This window comes from Serinicoccus profundi (assembly GCF_008001015.1).
GTDB classification, from domain to species: domain Bacteria; phylum Actinomycetota; class Actinomycetes; order Actinomycetales; family Dermatophilaceae; genus Ornithinicoccus; species Ornithinicoccus profundi.
The window spans coordinates 3181033-3194632 of the sequence record NZ_CP042862.1 but is presented as its reverse complement, the minus strand read 5'-3'; the positions used below and the strand labels follow the sequence as shown (position 1 = coordinate 3194632).

The 13600-nt window shown below is 71.7% G+C and carries 16 protein-coding genes; 13 read left to right on the top strand and 3 right to left on the bottom strand.

The features are described 5' to 3' along the window. Nucleotides 1-29 precede the first annotated feature (29 nt). From narH to FA582_RS14830, 13 genes are all read left to right on the top strand, one after another. A complete protein-coding gene (gene narH, locus FA582_RS14890; protein ID WP_010146608.1) occupies nt 30-1793 on the top strand; it encodes a nitrate reductase subunit beta in 1764 nt (587 codons plus the stop codon). Continuing rightward, entirely contained in the window at nt 1793-2590 is a 798-nt protein-coding gene (narJ, locus tag FA582_RS14885; protein WP_010146607.1) for a nitrate reductase molybdenum cofactor assembly chaperone, read from the top strand. The genes narH and narJ overlap by 1 nt, the downstream gene beginning before the upstream one ends. Next, nucleotides 2587-3336 carry a respiratory nitrate reductase subunit gamma gene (gene narI, locus FA582_RS14880; RefSeq protein WP_010146606.1) on the top strand — a complete coding sequence of 250 codons (750 nt, stop codon included), beginning with the start codon at nt 2587-2589 and terminating at the stop codon, nt 3334-3336. The genes narJ and narI overlap by 4 nt, the downstream gene beginning before the upstream one ends. Further along, nucleotides 3333-3677 carry a cupin domain-containing protein gene (locus FA582_RS14875; protein WP_010146604.1) on the top strand — a complete coding sequence of 115 codons (345 nt, stop codon included), beginning with the start codon at nt 3333-3335 and terminating at the stop codon, nt 3675-3677. The genes narI and FA582_RS14875 overlap by 4 nt, the downstream gene beginning before the upstream one ends. A 122-nt stretch (nt 3678-3799) precedes the next feature. Then, nucleotides 3800-5053, top strand: a complete 1254-nt coding sequence (locus FA582_RS14870) for a ThiF family adenylyltransferase (protein ID WP_010146603.1) — start codon at nt 3800-3802, stop codon at nt 5051-5053. Beyond that, nucleotides 5053-5637 (top strand): molybdenum cofactor guanylyltransferase, encoded by a 585-nt coding sequence (mobA, locus tag FA582_RS14865; protein WP_010146602.1) that lies wholly within the window; start codon nt 5053-5055, stop codon nt 5635-5637. The genes FA582_RS14870 and mobA overlap by 1 nt, the downstream gene beginning before the upstream one ends. Nucleotides 5638-5819: 182 nt before the next feature. Continuing rightward, on the top strand, nt 5820-6371 hold the full coding sequence (locus FA582_RS14860; protein WP_010146601.1) for a GNAT family N-acetyltransferase: 552 nt from the start codon (nt 5820-5822) through the stop codon (nt 6369-6371). A gap of 51 nt (nt 6372-6422) precedes the next feature. Further along, nucleotides 6423-6683, top strand: a complete 261-nt coding sequence (locus FA582_RS14855; RefSeq protein WP_010146600.1) for a hypothetical protein — start codon at nt 6423-6425, stop codon at nt 6681-6683. Beyond that, nucleotides 6680-8194 carry a sodium:solute symporter family protein gene (locus FA582_RS14850; RefSeq protein ID WP_010146599.1) on the top strand — a complete coding sequence of 505 codons (1515 nt, stop codon included), beginning with the start codon at nt 6680-6682 and terminating at the stop codon, nt 8192-8194. The genes FA582_RS14855 and FA582_RS14850 overlap by 4 nt, the downstream gene beginning before the upstream one ends. Next, the gene (locus FA582_RS14845) at nt 8191-8859 is read left to right on the top strand and encodes a GntR family transcriptional regulator (RefSeq protein WP_010146598.1); all 669 of its coding nucleotides are present in this window, start codon (nt 8191-8193) and stop codon (nt 8857-8859) included. The genes FA582_RS14850 and FA582_RS14845 overlap by 4 nt, the downstream gene beginning before the upstream one ends. Beyond that, on the top strand, nt 8856-10073 hold the full coding sequence (locus tag FA582_RS14840; RefSeq protein ID WP_010146596.1) for a CaiB/BaiF CoA transferase family protein: 1218 nt from the start codon (nt 8856-8858) through the stop codon (nt 10071-10073). Before FA582_RS14845 ends, FA582_RS14840 begins: the two co-directional genes overlap by 4 nt. Continuing rightward, a complete protein-coding gene (locus FA582_RS14835; protein WP_010146595.1) occupies nt 10070-10951 on the top strand; it encodes a hydroxymethylglutaryl-CoA lyase in 882 nt (293 codons plus the stop codon). The genes FA582_RS14840 and FA582_RS14835 overlap by 4 nt, the downstream gene beginning before the upstream one ends. A 112-nt stretch (nt 10952-11063) precedes the next feature. Next, complete coding sequence (locus tag FA582_RS14830; protein ID WP_010146594.1) at nt 11064-11303, top strand: MoaD/ThiS family protein; 240 nt, start codon at nt 11064-11066, stop codon at nt 11301-11303. A 92-nt stretch (nt 11304-11395) separates the two neighbouring features. On the opposite strand, the gene moaA is transcribed toward FA582_RS14830, so the two are convergent. Genes moaA through FA582_RS14815 form a run of 3 tightly spaced genes read right to left on the bottom strand, consistent with a single transcriptional unit; the run spans nt 11396 to nt 13493 of the window. After that, entirely contained in the window at nt 11396-12442 is a 1047-nt protein-coding gene (moaA, locus tag FA582_RS14825) for a GTP 3',8-cyclase MoaA (protein WP_010146593.1), read from the bottom strand. Further along, nucleotides 12436-13017, bottom strand: a complete 582-nt coding sequence (locus FA582_RS14820; protein ID WP_010146592.1) for a MogA/MoaB family molybdenum cofactor biosynthesis protein — start codon at nt 13015-13017, stop codon at nt 12436-12438. The genes moaA and FA582_RS14820 overlap by 7 nt, the downstream gene beginning before the upstream one ends. A gap of 20 nt (nt 13018-13037) precedes the next feature. Further along, complete coding sequence (locus tag FA582_RS14815) at nt 13038-13493, bottom strand: MarR family winged helix-turn-helix transcriptional regulator (protein ID WP_010146591.1); 456 nt, start codon at nt 13491-13493, stop codon at nt 13038-13040. Nucleotides 13494-13600: the final 107 nt, after the last annotated feature.

Here is a 13600-nt window from a genome sequence, read left to right as displayed (position 1 = left end):
GCTCGCCCCAGACCCCGAAGGAGATCTTTATGCGCGTCATGGCCCAGATGGCGATGGTGATGAACCTCGACAAGTGCATCGGGTGTCATACCTGCTCGGTGACCTGCAAGCAGGCGTGGACCAACCGGCAGGGCACGGAGTACGTCTGGTTCAACAACGTGGAGACCCGGCCCGGCCTGGGCTACCCGCGCGGGTATGAGGACCAGGACACCTGGAAGGGCGGCTGGGAGGTGACCTCGAACGGCCGGCTCAAGCTCAAGGCCGGTGGCCGGCTCACCAAGCTGCTCAACATCTTCTCCAACCCGAAGATGCCGAGCATCAACGACTACTACGAGCCGTGGACCTACGACTACGAGACGCTGCTCAACGCCCCGGCGCAGGCGAACTTCCCGGTGGCCCGGCCCTACTCGCTGATCTCCGGCAAGCAGATCAACATCGAGTGGTCGGCCAACTGGGACGACGACCTCGGCGGCTCCAAGGAGCACGCGGCCATGGACCCGATGCTCAAGGGCATCGAGGACAAGGTCAAGTTCGAGTTCGAAGAGACCTTCATGTTCTACCTGCCGCGCATCTGCGAGCACTGCCTCAACCCGAGCTGCGCGGCCTCCTGCCCCTCCGGCGCGATCTACAAGCGCGAGGAGGACGGCATCGTCCTGGTCGACCAAGACCAGTGCCGCGGCTGGCGGATGTGCGTCACCGGCTGTCCCTACAAGAAGGTCTACTTCAACCACAAGACCGGCAAGGCCGAGAAGTGCACCTTCTGCTACCCCCGCATCGAGGTCGGCATCCCGACGGTGTGCGCGGAGACCTGCGTGGGCCGGCTGCGCTACATCGGCCTCATGCTCTACGACGCGGACAAGGTGCTCGAGGCGGCCTCGGTGGAGAACGAGCACGACCTCTACGAGGCCCAGCGCTCGGTCTTCCTCGACCCCCGCGACCCCGCCGTCGCGCGCGAGGCGGAGAAGGCCGGCATCCCCGGTGACTGGATCGAGGCGGCCAAGCGCAGCCCCGTGCTGCGGCTGATCAACGACTACAAGGTCGCGCTGCCGCTGCACCCTGAGTACCGCACGATGCCGATGGTCTGGTACATCCCGCCGCTGTCACCCGTGGTCGACGTCATCAAGGACACCGGCTACGACGCCGAGGACAAGGACAACCTGTTCGCCGCGATCGACGCGCTGCGGATCCCGGTCGAGTACCTCGCCAACCTCTTTACCGCCGGCGACGTGCGTCCCGTCAATGATGTGCTGCGCAAGCTGGCGGCCATGCGCTCCTACATGCGGGACATCAACCTCGGGCGGGACCCCCGGGCGGAGATCCCCGAGGCGGTGGGCATGAGCGAGGAGGCGATGTACGAGATGTTCCGACTCCTCGCGATCGCGAAGTACGAGGACCGGTACGTCATCCCCGCTGCGCACGGCGAGGAGGCGCATGCCCTGGAGGAGATCGCCACCGACTGCCCGGTCACCGGCTACGACGACGAGCTGATGGAGACCTCCGGCCCGTTCGGCGAGGGCTCTGGCCGCGGGGCGCTCACCCCGGTCGCGGTGGAGAACTTCAAGATGCTCCAGCAGCGGCAGACGGGGGAGAGCCTGGTCGCCGGCGGTGCCAAGCGCGGCCGGGTCAACCTGCTCAACTGGGACGGCAAGGGTGTCCCTGAAGGGCTCTTCCCGCGTCGGGACGAAGAGCGGACCGACACCCCGCAGACCGCCGCCAATGGTGGCCCGGCGGATCTCGAGGGCGGGCGGGCCCGACCCGACAACACGGCCGGCTCCGAGGGGGGACGGCGCTGATGCCCCTCTGGAAGCGGCACCGCCGCAGTCGGCCCGGCCTGGACGCCCGCGCCCAGGCGGACACCTGGCAGCTGTGCTCGTTGCTGCTGGACTACCCCGACGAGCAGCTGGTCGAGCGACTGCCGGTGCTGCGGGAGGTCATCGAGGGCCTGCCCGCCCCGGTCGCGGACCCGCTGCGCCGCTTCCTGGACCACGTCGCCTCCACCCTGGGGCAGCACGGCCTGGGTGCGCTCCAGGTCTCCTACGTCGACACCTTCGACGTGACCCGCAAGTGCGCGCTGCACCTCACCTACTTCCTGCACGGGGACACCCGCAACCGTGGCGTCGCGCTCGTCCGGTTCAAGCAGATCTACCGACAGCACGGGGTCGAGGTGACCGCCCGGGACGCCGGGGGCGAGGAGCTGCCGGACTTCCTGCCGGTCGTGCTGGAGTTCGGCGCCACGACCTCGGCGGGCGCGGCCTGGAAGCTGCTCAACGACCACCGGGTCGGCATCGAGCTGCTCCGGCAGGCCCTGGAGAGGCGCTCCTCACCGTGGCTGGACGTCCTCACCGCGGTGCGGGCCACCCTGCCCCAGCTCGACCAGGACGACGAGGTCGCGCTCCTGAAGCTCATCGCCGAGGGCCCGCCGAAGGAGACCGTCGGCCTCGACGACGTCTCGCTCAACGCGCCCTATGCGATGGACCCGGCGCTCGACCAGCTCCGTGAGCCTCCGACCGCCGGCTGCGACGATGCGGCCGGCCGCCCCCCGACCCCCCAGTCTCTCGGCACGACCATTCCCGTAGGAGCCCCCCGATGAGCACCTTTCTCTGGGTCATCTTCCCCTACATCTGCCTGGCGATCTTCGTCGTGGGGCACGTCTGGCGCTACCGCTACGACAAGTTCGGGTGGACCACGCGCAGCTCCCAGCTCTACGAGGACCGGTTGCTGCGGATCGGCAGCCCGCTGTTCCACTTCGGCATGCTCTTCGTCGCCGTGGGCCACTTCATGGGCCTGATCGTGCCGCAGGGCTGGACCGACCGGGCCGGGGTGAGCCAGGAGCTCTACCACATCGTCGCCCTCGCGGGCGGCTTGCCGGCGGGGATCGCCGCGCTCGTCGGTCTGGCGATCCTGGTCTACCGCCGGCGAACCGTCGGCCCGGTCTTCTCCGCGACCACCGTCAACGACAAGGTCATGTATGCCGTCCTGGCCGTCGTCATCGTGCTCGGCATGTGGAACACCATCGCCGGCAGCCTGCTCAACCTCGGGATCGCCGGTGACCACTACAACTACCGCGACGGTGTCTCGCCGTGGTTCCGGCAGATCTTCTGGTTCCAGCCGGACGCCTCGTTGATGGAGAACGCTCCGATCGGTTTCCAGCTGCACGCCCTCTCGGCGTTCCTGCTCTTCGCCCTGTGGCCCTTCACCCGTCTGGTGCACGTCTTCTCCGCCCCGGTCGGCTACCTCGTGCGCCCCTACATCGTCTACCGGTCGCGCGACCGGAGGAGCGGCACCGGGACGGGGAGCAGGCCGCAGCGGCGCGGCTGGGAGAAGGTGGGGTCGTGAGCCCGGCAGCGGAGGCCGGCGGCGTGGTGCTGACCAGGGAACGCGGCGCAGAACTGGTGGCGAAAGCGCGCGGGCAGGGACGAGGGTCGGCCGTTGAGCAGGTCGTGGACCAGCCGCAGCAGCGCTCGCTGCTGATCGGGATGCCGGCTGGCGGTGGACTGCCCGAGCACGACGCACCGCGGGCAGCGACCCTGTACTGCGTCAGCGGTGCAGTGAGCCTGATCGCCGGAGAGCGGCGCTGGGAGCTGGCGTCGGGCGACCTGGTGCCCGTGCCGCAGGAGCGCCACCGCGTGGAGGCGGACGTCGACAGCGTGTGCTTGTTGACGGTGAGCAGAGGGTGAGCATCAGCCACAGCGGCGCACCGACAACCGCGAGGGACGTCGCGTGGCGGCACCCCACCACACGGTCCAGGAGCATGGCTCCCGCTGACGGGGCCGGTGCGCGAAACATGCAGACTGAGGTCATGACCCCGCTGCCCCCCCTCGTCGAGCCGGGAGCGCCGCTCACCTCCGAGCAGGTGTCCCGCTACTCCCGCCACCTGCTCGTGCCCGGTCTGGGCATGGGCGCCCAACGCCGACTGCTCGCGGCCCGCGTGGCGGTCGTCGGGGCCGGTGGGCTGGGCAGCCCGGTCCTGGCCTATCTCGCGGCAGCCGGTGTCGGTCACCTCACGGTCATCGACGACGACGACGTCGACACCACCAACCTGCAGCGCCAGGTCATCCACCGCGCGGACTCCGTGGGCACGCCCAAGGGTGCCTCCGCCGAGGCCTTCGTGCGCGGGCTCAACCCCGACGTGTCGGTGAGCGTGCGGCATACCCGGATCGAGGCGGGCAACGCCGAGGAACTGCTGGGCGGGCACGACGTCGTCCTCGACGGCGCCGACAACTTCCCGACCCGGTATGCCGTCTCCGACGCGTGCGTCGCGCTGGGGATCCCGCTGGTCTGGGCCGCGGTCCTGCGCTTCGACGCCCAGCTGTCGACCTTCGTGCCCGGGGTAGAGGACGCCGTCTCCCTGCGCGACCTCTTCCCGGTGCCGCCGCGCGCCGAGGACGTGCCGAGCTGCTCCGAGGCGGGAGTGCTCGGGGCGCTCGTCGGGCAGGTCGGTTCGATCATGGCGGCCGAGGTGGTCAAGCTCATCTGCGGTTTCGGGGAGCCGCTCGTCGGGCGGGTGCTGCTCATCGACGCGCTGACCCAGCGCTCCCGCGAGGTGCCGCTGCGGCCGGTGGGCGCTGTCGTGCAGCCCGCACAGCGCGAGCAGTTGCGGCCCGTCGTGCCGTTGCCCGAGATCAGCCCGACGCAGGTCGCTGCGCTGCTGGCCTCGACCCCACGGAGCGTCGCGGATGGTTCGCCTTCGACCCCACCGGGCGTCGCGAATGGTTCCCCGTCGACCCCACCGGGCGTCGCAGATGGTTCGCCGGGCGCCGACCGCGCGTCGGGCATGGCTGCCCCGACGCTCCTGGACGTCCGCGAGCCCGCCGAGCACGAGCTCGGCACCGTGCCGGGTGCTCTGCTCATCCCGGTCGGCGAGGTGCTGAGCTGGGAGGACCTCGACCGGCACCTGCCGCCCGGACCGGTCGTCGTCTACTGCAAGGCCGGCCCCCGGGCCCAGCGCGCCGCCGCGCATCTCGTGCGGTTGGGGCACGCCGACGTCAGCGTCATGACGGGCGGGATCCTCGGCTGGATCGAGCAGGTGGACCCGAGCCTGCCGAGCTACTGATGGGCGCCGAACCGGAGGTGGATCTCCTCGTCCTCGCCGGTGGCCGCGCCGAGCGGCTGGGCGGAGCGGACAAGGCCGCGCTGGTCGTCGGCGGCCGCTCCCTGCTCGACCGGGTCCTCGACGTCGAGCTGGGCGGCCGTGTCGTCGTCGTCGGTGACACCCCCGTCCCCGACGGCGTCGTCCGGACCGTGGAGGACCCGCCAGGCGGTGGCCCGGTCGCCGGGATCGCTGCCGGTCTCCTGGCACTCGACGCCCTGGCGGCCCCTCATCCGCCGGCCTGGGTCGCGATCTGCGCCGTCGACCAGCCCGGGGCTGCTGCCGCGCTGGCCGCGCTACGGACCGAGCTGCCGCGGGTGGGGGAGTTCGTCGAGGCCCTCTGCCACGTCGACGACACCGGACACCTGCAGTGGCTGTTGGCCATCTACCGCCGTCACGCCCTCGACGCGGCGCTGGAGCGGGTGGGTGAGGCACGGCATACCTCGGTCCGGGCGGTGGTCGCCGACCTGCGCTGGCACGAGGTCGACGCCGGGCGCGAGCACCTCGGCGACGTCGACACGTGGGAAGACCTGCAGCGCTGGGACTAGGCGCGACCTCCAGGTCCTGCCGACCGCACTCTCGTCCGGTTGGTCATCTGTCGTCCTCCTCCAACCGGACGACAGATGACCAACCGGACGACGGATGACCAACCGGCCGAAAGTCAGGGCCAGCCGGGCCCTCGCCCCAAAAGCGCTGGCGTCCCCGCTCCCGGGTGACCGAGGCTGGGCCAATGGAACCCCTGCTGCGCCACGCCACCCCCAAGGACGTCGAGGCCATCGCGCACGTGCGGGTGGCCGGGTGGCGCGCGGCCTACGCCGGACTCGTGCCGCAGGCCATGCTCGACGCCCTCGACCCCGTCTCGGAGGCCGTCCGGCGACGTGCGCGCTGGCCGGAGCAGCACCGCCACCCGCACGCCCTCGAGCTCGTCGCCGAGGTCGACGGGGCCGTCGTCGGGTGGGCCGTGGCCGGCGCCTCGCGGGACGAGCAGCGCCCCGCGCTCGGCGAGCTCTATGGCCTCTACGTCCTCCCCGAGCACTGGTCGACCGGGGTGGGCCACCGGCTCATGCTCGCCGTCGATGACCACCTGCGCTCCTGCGGGTATGCCGCAGCGCACCTCTGGGTGCTCGACGGCAACGAGCGGGCGGCCGGGTTCTACGAACGGCACGGCTGGCGCGAGGACGGCCGGACGCAGCTCGACCGGCGCGGGGAGCATGTCCTGCGAGAGCGTGGCCGGCTGCGTGACCTGCGCAGAGATGACGATCTTGTGCACAAAACAGGCTGAGATCTCCCCCAAAGGGTTGACAGATCCGAGTTTTGTGCACAATCTGAGGTCATGCAACGGCGCATCAGCACTTCCTCGACGTCCCCGCGGGAGCCGATCCGGCGTCCCCTCGTCTGGGTCCTCATCGGCCTGACGATCCTGGCCGGCGTGCCCTGGTACCTCCCGAGCGGCCTCATCGAACCGGTCGTGGCCCACCTGCCGGGCTGGTTCTGGCTCTCGATCATCGCGGCGGTCGCCTTGTCGGCCGTCACCTGCTGGGCCTGTCTGACCCAGTGGGAGCTGGAGCCGCACGACGGGGAGGACCTGTCGTGAACCTCGCCTTCTCCGGCACCAGCGGGATCGTCATCCTCGTCGTCTACGCCGTGCTCATGCTCCTGCTGGGCTTCGTCGCCGGACGCGACGCCCCCGAGGCCAACAAGTCCCTCAACGGCTACTTCCTCGCCGGGCGCGACCTCGGCCTCGTCGCCCTCTTCTTCACGCTCTACGCGACGCAGTACTCCGGCAACACGATCATCGGCTACGCGCCGACGGCATACCGCAGCGGTCTGTCGTGGTGGATGTCCGTGCCCTTCATGACCGCGGTCGTCGTGGCCTACCTGCTCTTCGCCCCGCGGCTCTACATGATCGCCCGGCGACACGAGTTCATCACCCCCATCGACTGGATCCACTACCGCTTCCGCAGCAAGGCCCTGGCCGCCGTGGTGACCTTCCTGCTCCTGTGGGGGCTGGGCAACTACCTGCTGGAGCAGCTGGTCGCGATGGGTCAGGCGATCGCCGGCCTGACCGGCAACACCGTGCCCTACCAGGTGGGCGTCGTCGGCTTCCTCGTCGTCATGCTGACCTACTCCTGGGTCGGGGGTATGCGCGCGGTCGCCCTCACCGACGTCATGCAGGGGATCGCGCTGCTCGTCGGCGTCCTCGCGCTGATGCTGGGGGCGGTCTACCTCGCGGGCGGCAGCCTCGGCGCGGTCACCGACGAGCTCATCCGCAGCGAGCCGGCCAAGATGGGCGTCCCCGACGCGGCGGGCGTCACCGGCTGGCTGGGCATGATCGTCATGGTGGGCCTCGCCGCGGCGATGTACCCCCACGCCATCCAGCGGGTCTACGCCGCCTCCAGCGAGCGCACGCTGCGGCGGTCCCTGGCCGGTATGGCGTGGATGCCGCTGGTGACGACCGGTTTCGTCTTCTTCATCGGCATCATCGCCCTGGCGCTCTACCCCGACCTGGACGAGGCCGCCTCCGAGCAGATCGTCGGCCGCCTGGCCAACGACGTGGCCGCGCTCAACCCGCTGATGTACGTCCTCATGATCATCCTCTTCGGCGGCGTCGTGGCGGCGATCGTCTCGACCGCCGACTCGGCGCTGCTCGCCTTCGGGTCGATGGTCTCCCGCGACGTCTACGCGCCCACGCTCGGCAAGGACGCGTCCGAGGCCCGCCAGGTCAAGGTGGGCAAGGTGGTGAGCGTCGTGGCCGTCGGGCTGCTGCTCATCCTCGCCTGGAACCCCCCGGGCACGCTCTACCAGATCTTCCTGCTCAAGCTGGAGCTGCTCGCGCAGATCGCCCCGGCCTTCATCCTCGGCCTCTACTGGCGCCGGATGTCGGCCGTGGCGGTGCTCGCCGGCGTCGTCGCCGGGGCCGGCCTGTCGGGCTACCTCACGATCATCGGCCACGACAGCCCGACCGGGCTGCCCAACGGCCTGCTCGGGCTGGGTCTCAACCTCCTCCTCTGCATCGTGCTGTCGATCGCGATGCCCGACCGCGCGACCCCCGAGCTGCGCCCGCTGCGGCAGCCCGCGACGAGCGGTGCCAGGGAGGTGCGGTGAGCGAGGCCCCCTACGCCGCGCTGCGTGAGCTGCTCCTCGCCGGCACCTGGCAGCCGCACACCCCGCTGCGCGAGGAGCTGCTCGCCAGCCAGCTCGGGACCAGCCGCACGCCCGTCCGGGACGCCCTGCGGCGTCTGGAGGCGGACGGGCTGGTCGAGATCGCGCCCCGGCGCGGCGCCCGCGTGGTGGGCTTCTCCAACGAGCAGGTCGACTCGATCTTCGAGCTGCGCGCCCTGCTGGAGGGGTATGCCGCCCGCCTCGCCGCGGAGCGTGGTGACGTGGACGTGCCCGCGCTGCGGCGGTTGGCGCAGGAGATGGAACGCTGCGCCTCCTCCGGCGAGCGGGGCCAGATCGGCGCGCTCAACCTGGAGTTTCACCACGCCCTCCACGAGGCGGGCGGCAACGTCCTCCTTCCCCGGGTGCTGCAGTCGGTCATCTCCGTGTCGCTCGTGCACACGGCCTTCATGGTCTACGCCGACGCCGAGCTGGCCCGGAGCCAGGGCCACCACCGCGAGCTCATCGAGGCGGTCGAGGCCGGTGACGGTGCCTGGGCCGAGGGCGTCATGGTGGCGCACATCCGCGCTGCGCACGAGGCCGTCCGGCAGCACCGGGTGGCGACGCAGCGGGACTCCGCTGCCGATCCGACGACGAAAGGTATGACGTGAGCGACCCCGACCAGGGCCCCCTCAGCGGGATCCGCGTGGTGGAGATGGGCACCCTCATCGCCGGGCCCTTCTGCGGCCAGATCCTCGGTGACTTCGGGGCCGAGGTCATCAAGATCGAGGACCCGGGCGCCGGCGACCCCATGCGCCGTTGGGGCAGCGAGGAGATCCCCGACCACGACGAGCCGGTGTCGCTGTGGTGGCCGGTCATCGCCCGCAACAAGCAGTCGGTGACGCTGAACCTGCGGACGGAGCGGGGGCAGGGGCTGGCCCGCGACCTCATCGGGACGGCCGACGTGCTCGTCGAGAACTTCCGCCCCGGCACGCTGGAGCGGTGGGGGCTCGGCGATGAGGTCCTGCGCGCCGTCAACCCGGGCCTGGTCACCGCCCGCGTCACGGGATACGGCCAGACGGGTCCGTATGCCCCGCGGGCCGGCTTCGGCTCGGTCGGGGAGGCCATGGGTGGGCTGCGCCACGTCACCGGCGACCCCGACGGCCCACCGAGCCGGGTCGGGGTCTCCATCGGTGACTCCCTGGCGGGGTTGTTCTCCGCCCTGGGCGTCTCGATGGCCCTCGTCGCCCGGCAACGGACCGGTCGTGGCCAGGTGGTCGACACGGCGATCTACGAGGCCGTGCTGGCGATGATGGAGTCACTCGTGCCGCAGTACGCCAAGGCCGGGGTGACCCGGGAGCGGACCGGCTCGACATTGCCCGGCGTCGCACCCAGCAACGTCTACCCCACCGCCGGGGGCGGCACCGTGGTCATCGGCGCCAACCGGGACACCGTCTTCGCCCGACTGGCGCAGGTCATGGGTCGACCCAACCTCGTCGAGGACGAGCGCTACCGCGACCACGACGCCCGGGGGCAGCACCAGGAGGAGCTCGACGAGCTCATCTCGGCCTGGACCTCCACCCGCGGAGCCGAGGAGCTGCTCGAGGACCTCCACGCCGGTGGCATCCCGGCGGGGCTGGTCTACACCGCCGCCGACATGCTCTCCGACGAGCACTTCGCCGCCCGGGAGGCGATCACGACGGTGATGCACCGGACCCTGGGCGAGCTGCCGATGCAGAATGTCACCCCCAAGCTCTCCTCGACCCCGGGCGGCATCAGGCACCTCGGGCCGGAGCTGGGCGAGCACACCGACGCCGTGCTGAGCTCGGTGCTGGGCCTGGACGACGCGCAGCTGCGCGAGCTGCACGCCGAGGGGGTCGTGTGAGCACCGACCTGCAGATCGTCGAGGTCGGCCCGCGGGACGGCCTGCAGAACGAGCCCGAGCACGTCTCGCCCCACGTCCGCGCCGAGCTGGTGCGCCGGCTCGCGGGCACCGGCCTGCGCCGGATCGAGCTGGGCAGCTTCGTCGACGGGCGGCGGGTGCCGCAGATGGCCGAGGTCGAGACGGTCGTCGCCGAGGCGGCGGTCGGTCAGGGCGTCACGCTCAGCGCGCTCGTGCTCAACCCGCGCGGCTACGAGCGCCTCCGCGAGGCGCCGGTGCCGGAGGTGCACCTCGCCTTCTGCTCCACCGAGACGTTCAACCAGCGCAACCAGGGCCGGTCGGTCGGGCAGTCGGTGGAGGAGGCCAACGCCCTCATCGCGTCAGCCCACGCCGACGGACGCCGGGTGAGCGTGACCCTGGCCGCGTCCTTCGGCTGTCCCTTCGAGGGCGAGGTCGACCCGGGGGTCCCCGTCGCCCTCGCGCACCGGCTGGAGGCGCCGGACGAGATCATCTTCGCCGACACGATCGGCGTCGGCAGCCCGCGCCAGGTCACCGCGCTGCTCCGCGGCGCCGAGGGTCTCGGCATACCCCTCGGGCTTCACCTGCACAACACCCGCAACACCGGCTACGCCAACGCCTACCAGGCCCTGGAGCACGGGGTCAGCGTGCTCGACGCCTCGGTCGCCGGTCTCGGCGGGTGCCCCTTCGCCCCGGGCGCGACGGGCAACATCGCCACCGAGGACCTGCTCTACCTGCTGGAGCGCGAGGGCGTGGACACCGGGGTCGACCTCGACGCCGTGCTCGAGGTGGCCGCGTGGGTGACCCGGCTGCTCAGGCGCGACCTGCCCGGCCAGCTGGGCCGGGCCGGGCGCTTCCCGTGACCCGTCCCGGCGCCTCCCGGAAGCGGACCTCCGGCCCGCGTCCCGGCGCCCCCCGGAAGCGGACCTCCGGCCCGCGGGGGCGGCATACCGGCTCGTCTGCGACACTGGCGCCATGGCGACGGTGAGATTTTTCGCCGCGGCCGCGGAGGCTGCAGGCACCCAGAGCGAGCACGTCGAGGCCGACGACCTCGGGTCGTTGCTCGCGAGCCTGCGCGAGCGGCACGGCGCCGAGCTGACCCGGGTGCTGGCGCTGAGCTCGGTGCTGCACGACGGGCAGTACGTCTCCGACCCCGACCTCCCGCTCGGCCACGACGCCGTGCTGGACGTGCTCCCGCCCTTCGCCGGCGGCTGAGCCGCCCCACTGGCTCGGTCGGGTCGGGGCCAACCATTCGCGGCGCTCGGTCGGGCTGGGGGCAACCATCTGCGGCGCTCGGTCGAGAGGTGCTAGCCGCCGATGGCGCTCATGGGTCGCGGCGGCTGCAGGAAGTCGGGCTGGTTGATGCCGTGCCCGGGCAGCTTGGCTCCGATCGAGGCGCGGAGCAGGTCGGCCAGCTCGTCGTCGGAGGCACCCTCTCGCATGGGGGTGCGCAGGTCGGTCTCCCCGGTGGCGAAGAGGCAGTTGCGGATCATCCCGTCGGCCGTGAGCCGCACCCGGTCGCAGCTGCCGCAGAAGGGCATCGTCACCGAGGCGATGGCCCCTACCGTGCCCAGTGGCGGCGAGCCTGCGTCGGGACCGACGCCGAGGGGGCGGACGTCGAAGAGCTCGGCCGGGGCGCTGCCCCGTGCCTCGTCGGGCTGGGCGGCGAGGTCGTAGCCCGTCCGCAGCATGCCCAGGATCTCCTCACCGGTGATCATCTGCGTGCGGTCCCAGCCGTGCTGGGCGTCCAGCGGCATCTGCTCGATGAAGCGCAGCTCGTAGCCGTGCTCCAGGGCGAAGGTCAGCAGGGCGACGACATCCTCGGGAGCATCGTTGACGCCGCGCATGAGCACGGTGTTGATCTTCACCGGCACCATGCCGGCCTCGGCGGCGGCGTGGACCCCGGCGAGCGTGTCGGCGAGGCGGTCGCGCTTGGCCAGGGAGATGAAGACGTCGCGGCGCAGGGTGTCCAGGCTGACGTTGACCCGGGTCATCCCCGCCTCGTGCAGGGCGGCGGCGTTCTTGGCCAGGCCGATGGCGTTGGTCGTCATCGAGACCTCGGGCGAGCCGGCCGGGCCCTCCAGCGCGGTGATCCCGGCGACGACGTCGACGAGGTCGCGGCGCAGCAGCGGCTCCCCGCCGGTGAGGCGGACCTCCTCGATGCCCATCGAGACGGCGACATCCGCGATCCGGACGACCTCCTCGGTGGTGAGCATCGTGGCCCGGGGCAGCCAGGGCACACCGTCCTCGGGCATGCAGTAGGTGCAGCGCAGCGAACAGCGGTCGGTCACCGAGATCCGCAGGTCGCGGTGCACGCGTCCGTAGCTGTCGACCAGGGGGTCGCGGGTCACCACGAGTGGTCACCCCCGCTCACCTGCGACAGCACGTGCCGCAGCAGCGGGCCGACGATCTCCATGCCCTCGGTGACCGCCGCGGGACGCCCGGGGAGGTTGATGACGAGCGTCCCGCCCACCCCGCGCTCGGCGGGCCAGTCGACGACGCCCACGACGCCACGGGACACCGCAGCGAAGGGCGTGTGCCGGGCGCCTTCCCGACGGATCAGCTCGGCCATGCCGTGGTTCTCCCGGGTGATGACCTCGCGGGTGCCCTCAGGGGTGAGGTCGCGTGGCCCCATGCCGGTGCCGCCGGTCGTGACGACCAGGCGGGCACCGTCGGCGACCGCCGCGCGCAACGCCCCAGCGACGGACTCGACGCCGTCGGGGACGACGACCGAGGACTCCACGGCATACCCGAGGTCGCGCAGCGCCTCGACGAGCAGGCGACCGCTCTCGTCCTCCCGGCGCCCGTCGGAGCTGCGGTCGGAGATGGTGACCGCCACCGCGGCGGAGCGTCCGGGCGTGTCCTGGTGGTGGGTGTCGTCGTGCTGCGGGTGGTCGTGCTGCGTCTGCTCGCCAGCCTGCTGGCTCATCACCACAGTCTAGGTGCGCCTCAGAGCAGGCGCCCGACGGCCCGTTCCGCCTCGGTGAGGAAGCGCAGGACGATCTCGCGCTCGGCGTCGCTGAGGGTGGCGTCCACCTGGGCCAGACCGACGAACATGGGCATGAGATGGCCCAAGAGCTCCTCGCGGCCGCTGTCGGTCGCGGTCACCGCGGTGCGGCGGCGATCGGTCGGGTGCGGCTCGCGGCGGGCGTGGCCGCGGGCGACCAGCCGGTCGACGATGCCGCTGGCTGCGGCCGAGGTCACCCCGAGACGCTGGGCGAGCTCGCTGGGCCCGACCGGCTCGTCCATGACGTGCTCGAGGACGGTGAGCTCGGTATGCGTCAGGCCGGCCCGGCGGGCGAGGGCCGGGGTGGCGCGGCGGCTGGTGTCGATGAAGCGGCGCAGGGTGTCGAGCACCGGCCCGGGCTCCCAGGCCTGGACCCACTGGGTCTGGGGGCCGGGCACGGCGATCGGCTCCGCCCTGGACTCCTCGGGTGGGGCAGCCTCCGCACGAGTGGTCTCGGCGGGTCGGCCCGTGCTACTTTCTGTCATGAACTTGCTCACTTAGTTAG

Excerpts from the sequence above, each read along its gene's own strand:
- narH (WP_010146608.1), top strand. The coding sequence starts at position 30 with ATGCGCGTCATGGCCCAGATGGCGATGGTGATGAACCTCGACAAGTGC.
- narJ (WP_010146607.1), top strand. The coding sequence starts at position 1,793 with ATGCCCCTCTGGAAGCGGCACCGCCGCAGTCGGCCCGGCCTGGACGCC.
- narI (WP_010146606.1), top strand. The coding sequence starts at position 2,587 with ATGAGCACCTTTCTCTGGGTCATCTTCCCCTACATCTGCCTGGCGATC.
- FA582_RS14870 (WP_010146603.1), top strand. The coding sequence starts at position 3,800 with ATGACCCCGCTGCCCCCCCTCGTCGAGCCGGGAGCGCCGCTCACCTCC.
- mobA (WP_010146602.1), top strand. The coding sequence starts at position 5,053 with ATGGGCGCCGAACCGGAGGTGGATCTCCTCGTCCTCGCCGGTGGCCGC.
- FA582_RS14860 (WP_010146601.1), top strand. The coding sequence starts at position 5,820 with ATGGAACCCCTGCTGCGCCACGCCACCCCCAAGGACGTCGAGGCCATC.
- FA582_RS14855 (WP_010146600.1), top strand. The coding sequence starts at position 6,423 with ATGCAACGGCGCATCAGCACTTCCTCGACGTCCCCGCGGGAGCCGATC.
- FA582_RS14830 (WP_010146594.1), top strand. The coding sequence starts at position 11,064 with ATGGCGACGGTGAGATTTTTCGCCGCGGCCGCGGAGGCTGCAGGCACC.
- FA582_RS14820 (WP_010146592.1), bottom strand. The coding sequence starts at position 13,017 with ATGAGCCAGCAGGCTGGCGAGCAGACGCAGCACGACCACCCGCAGCAC.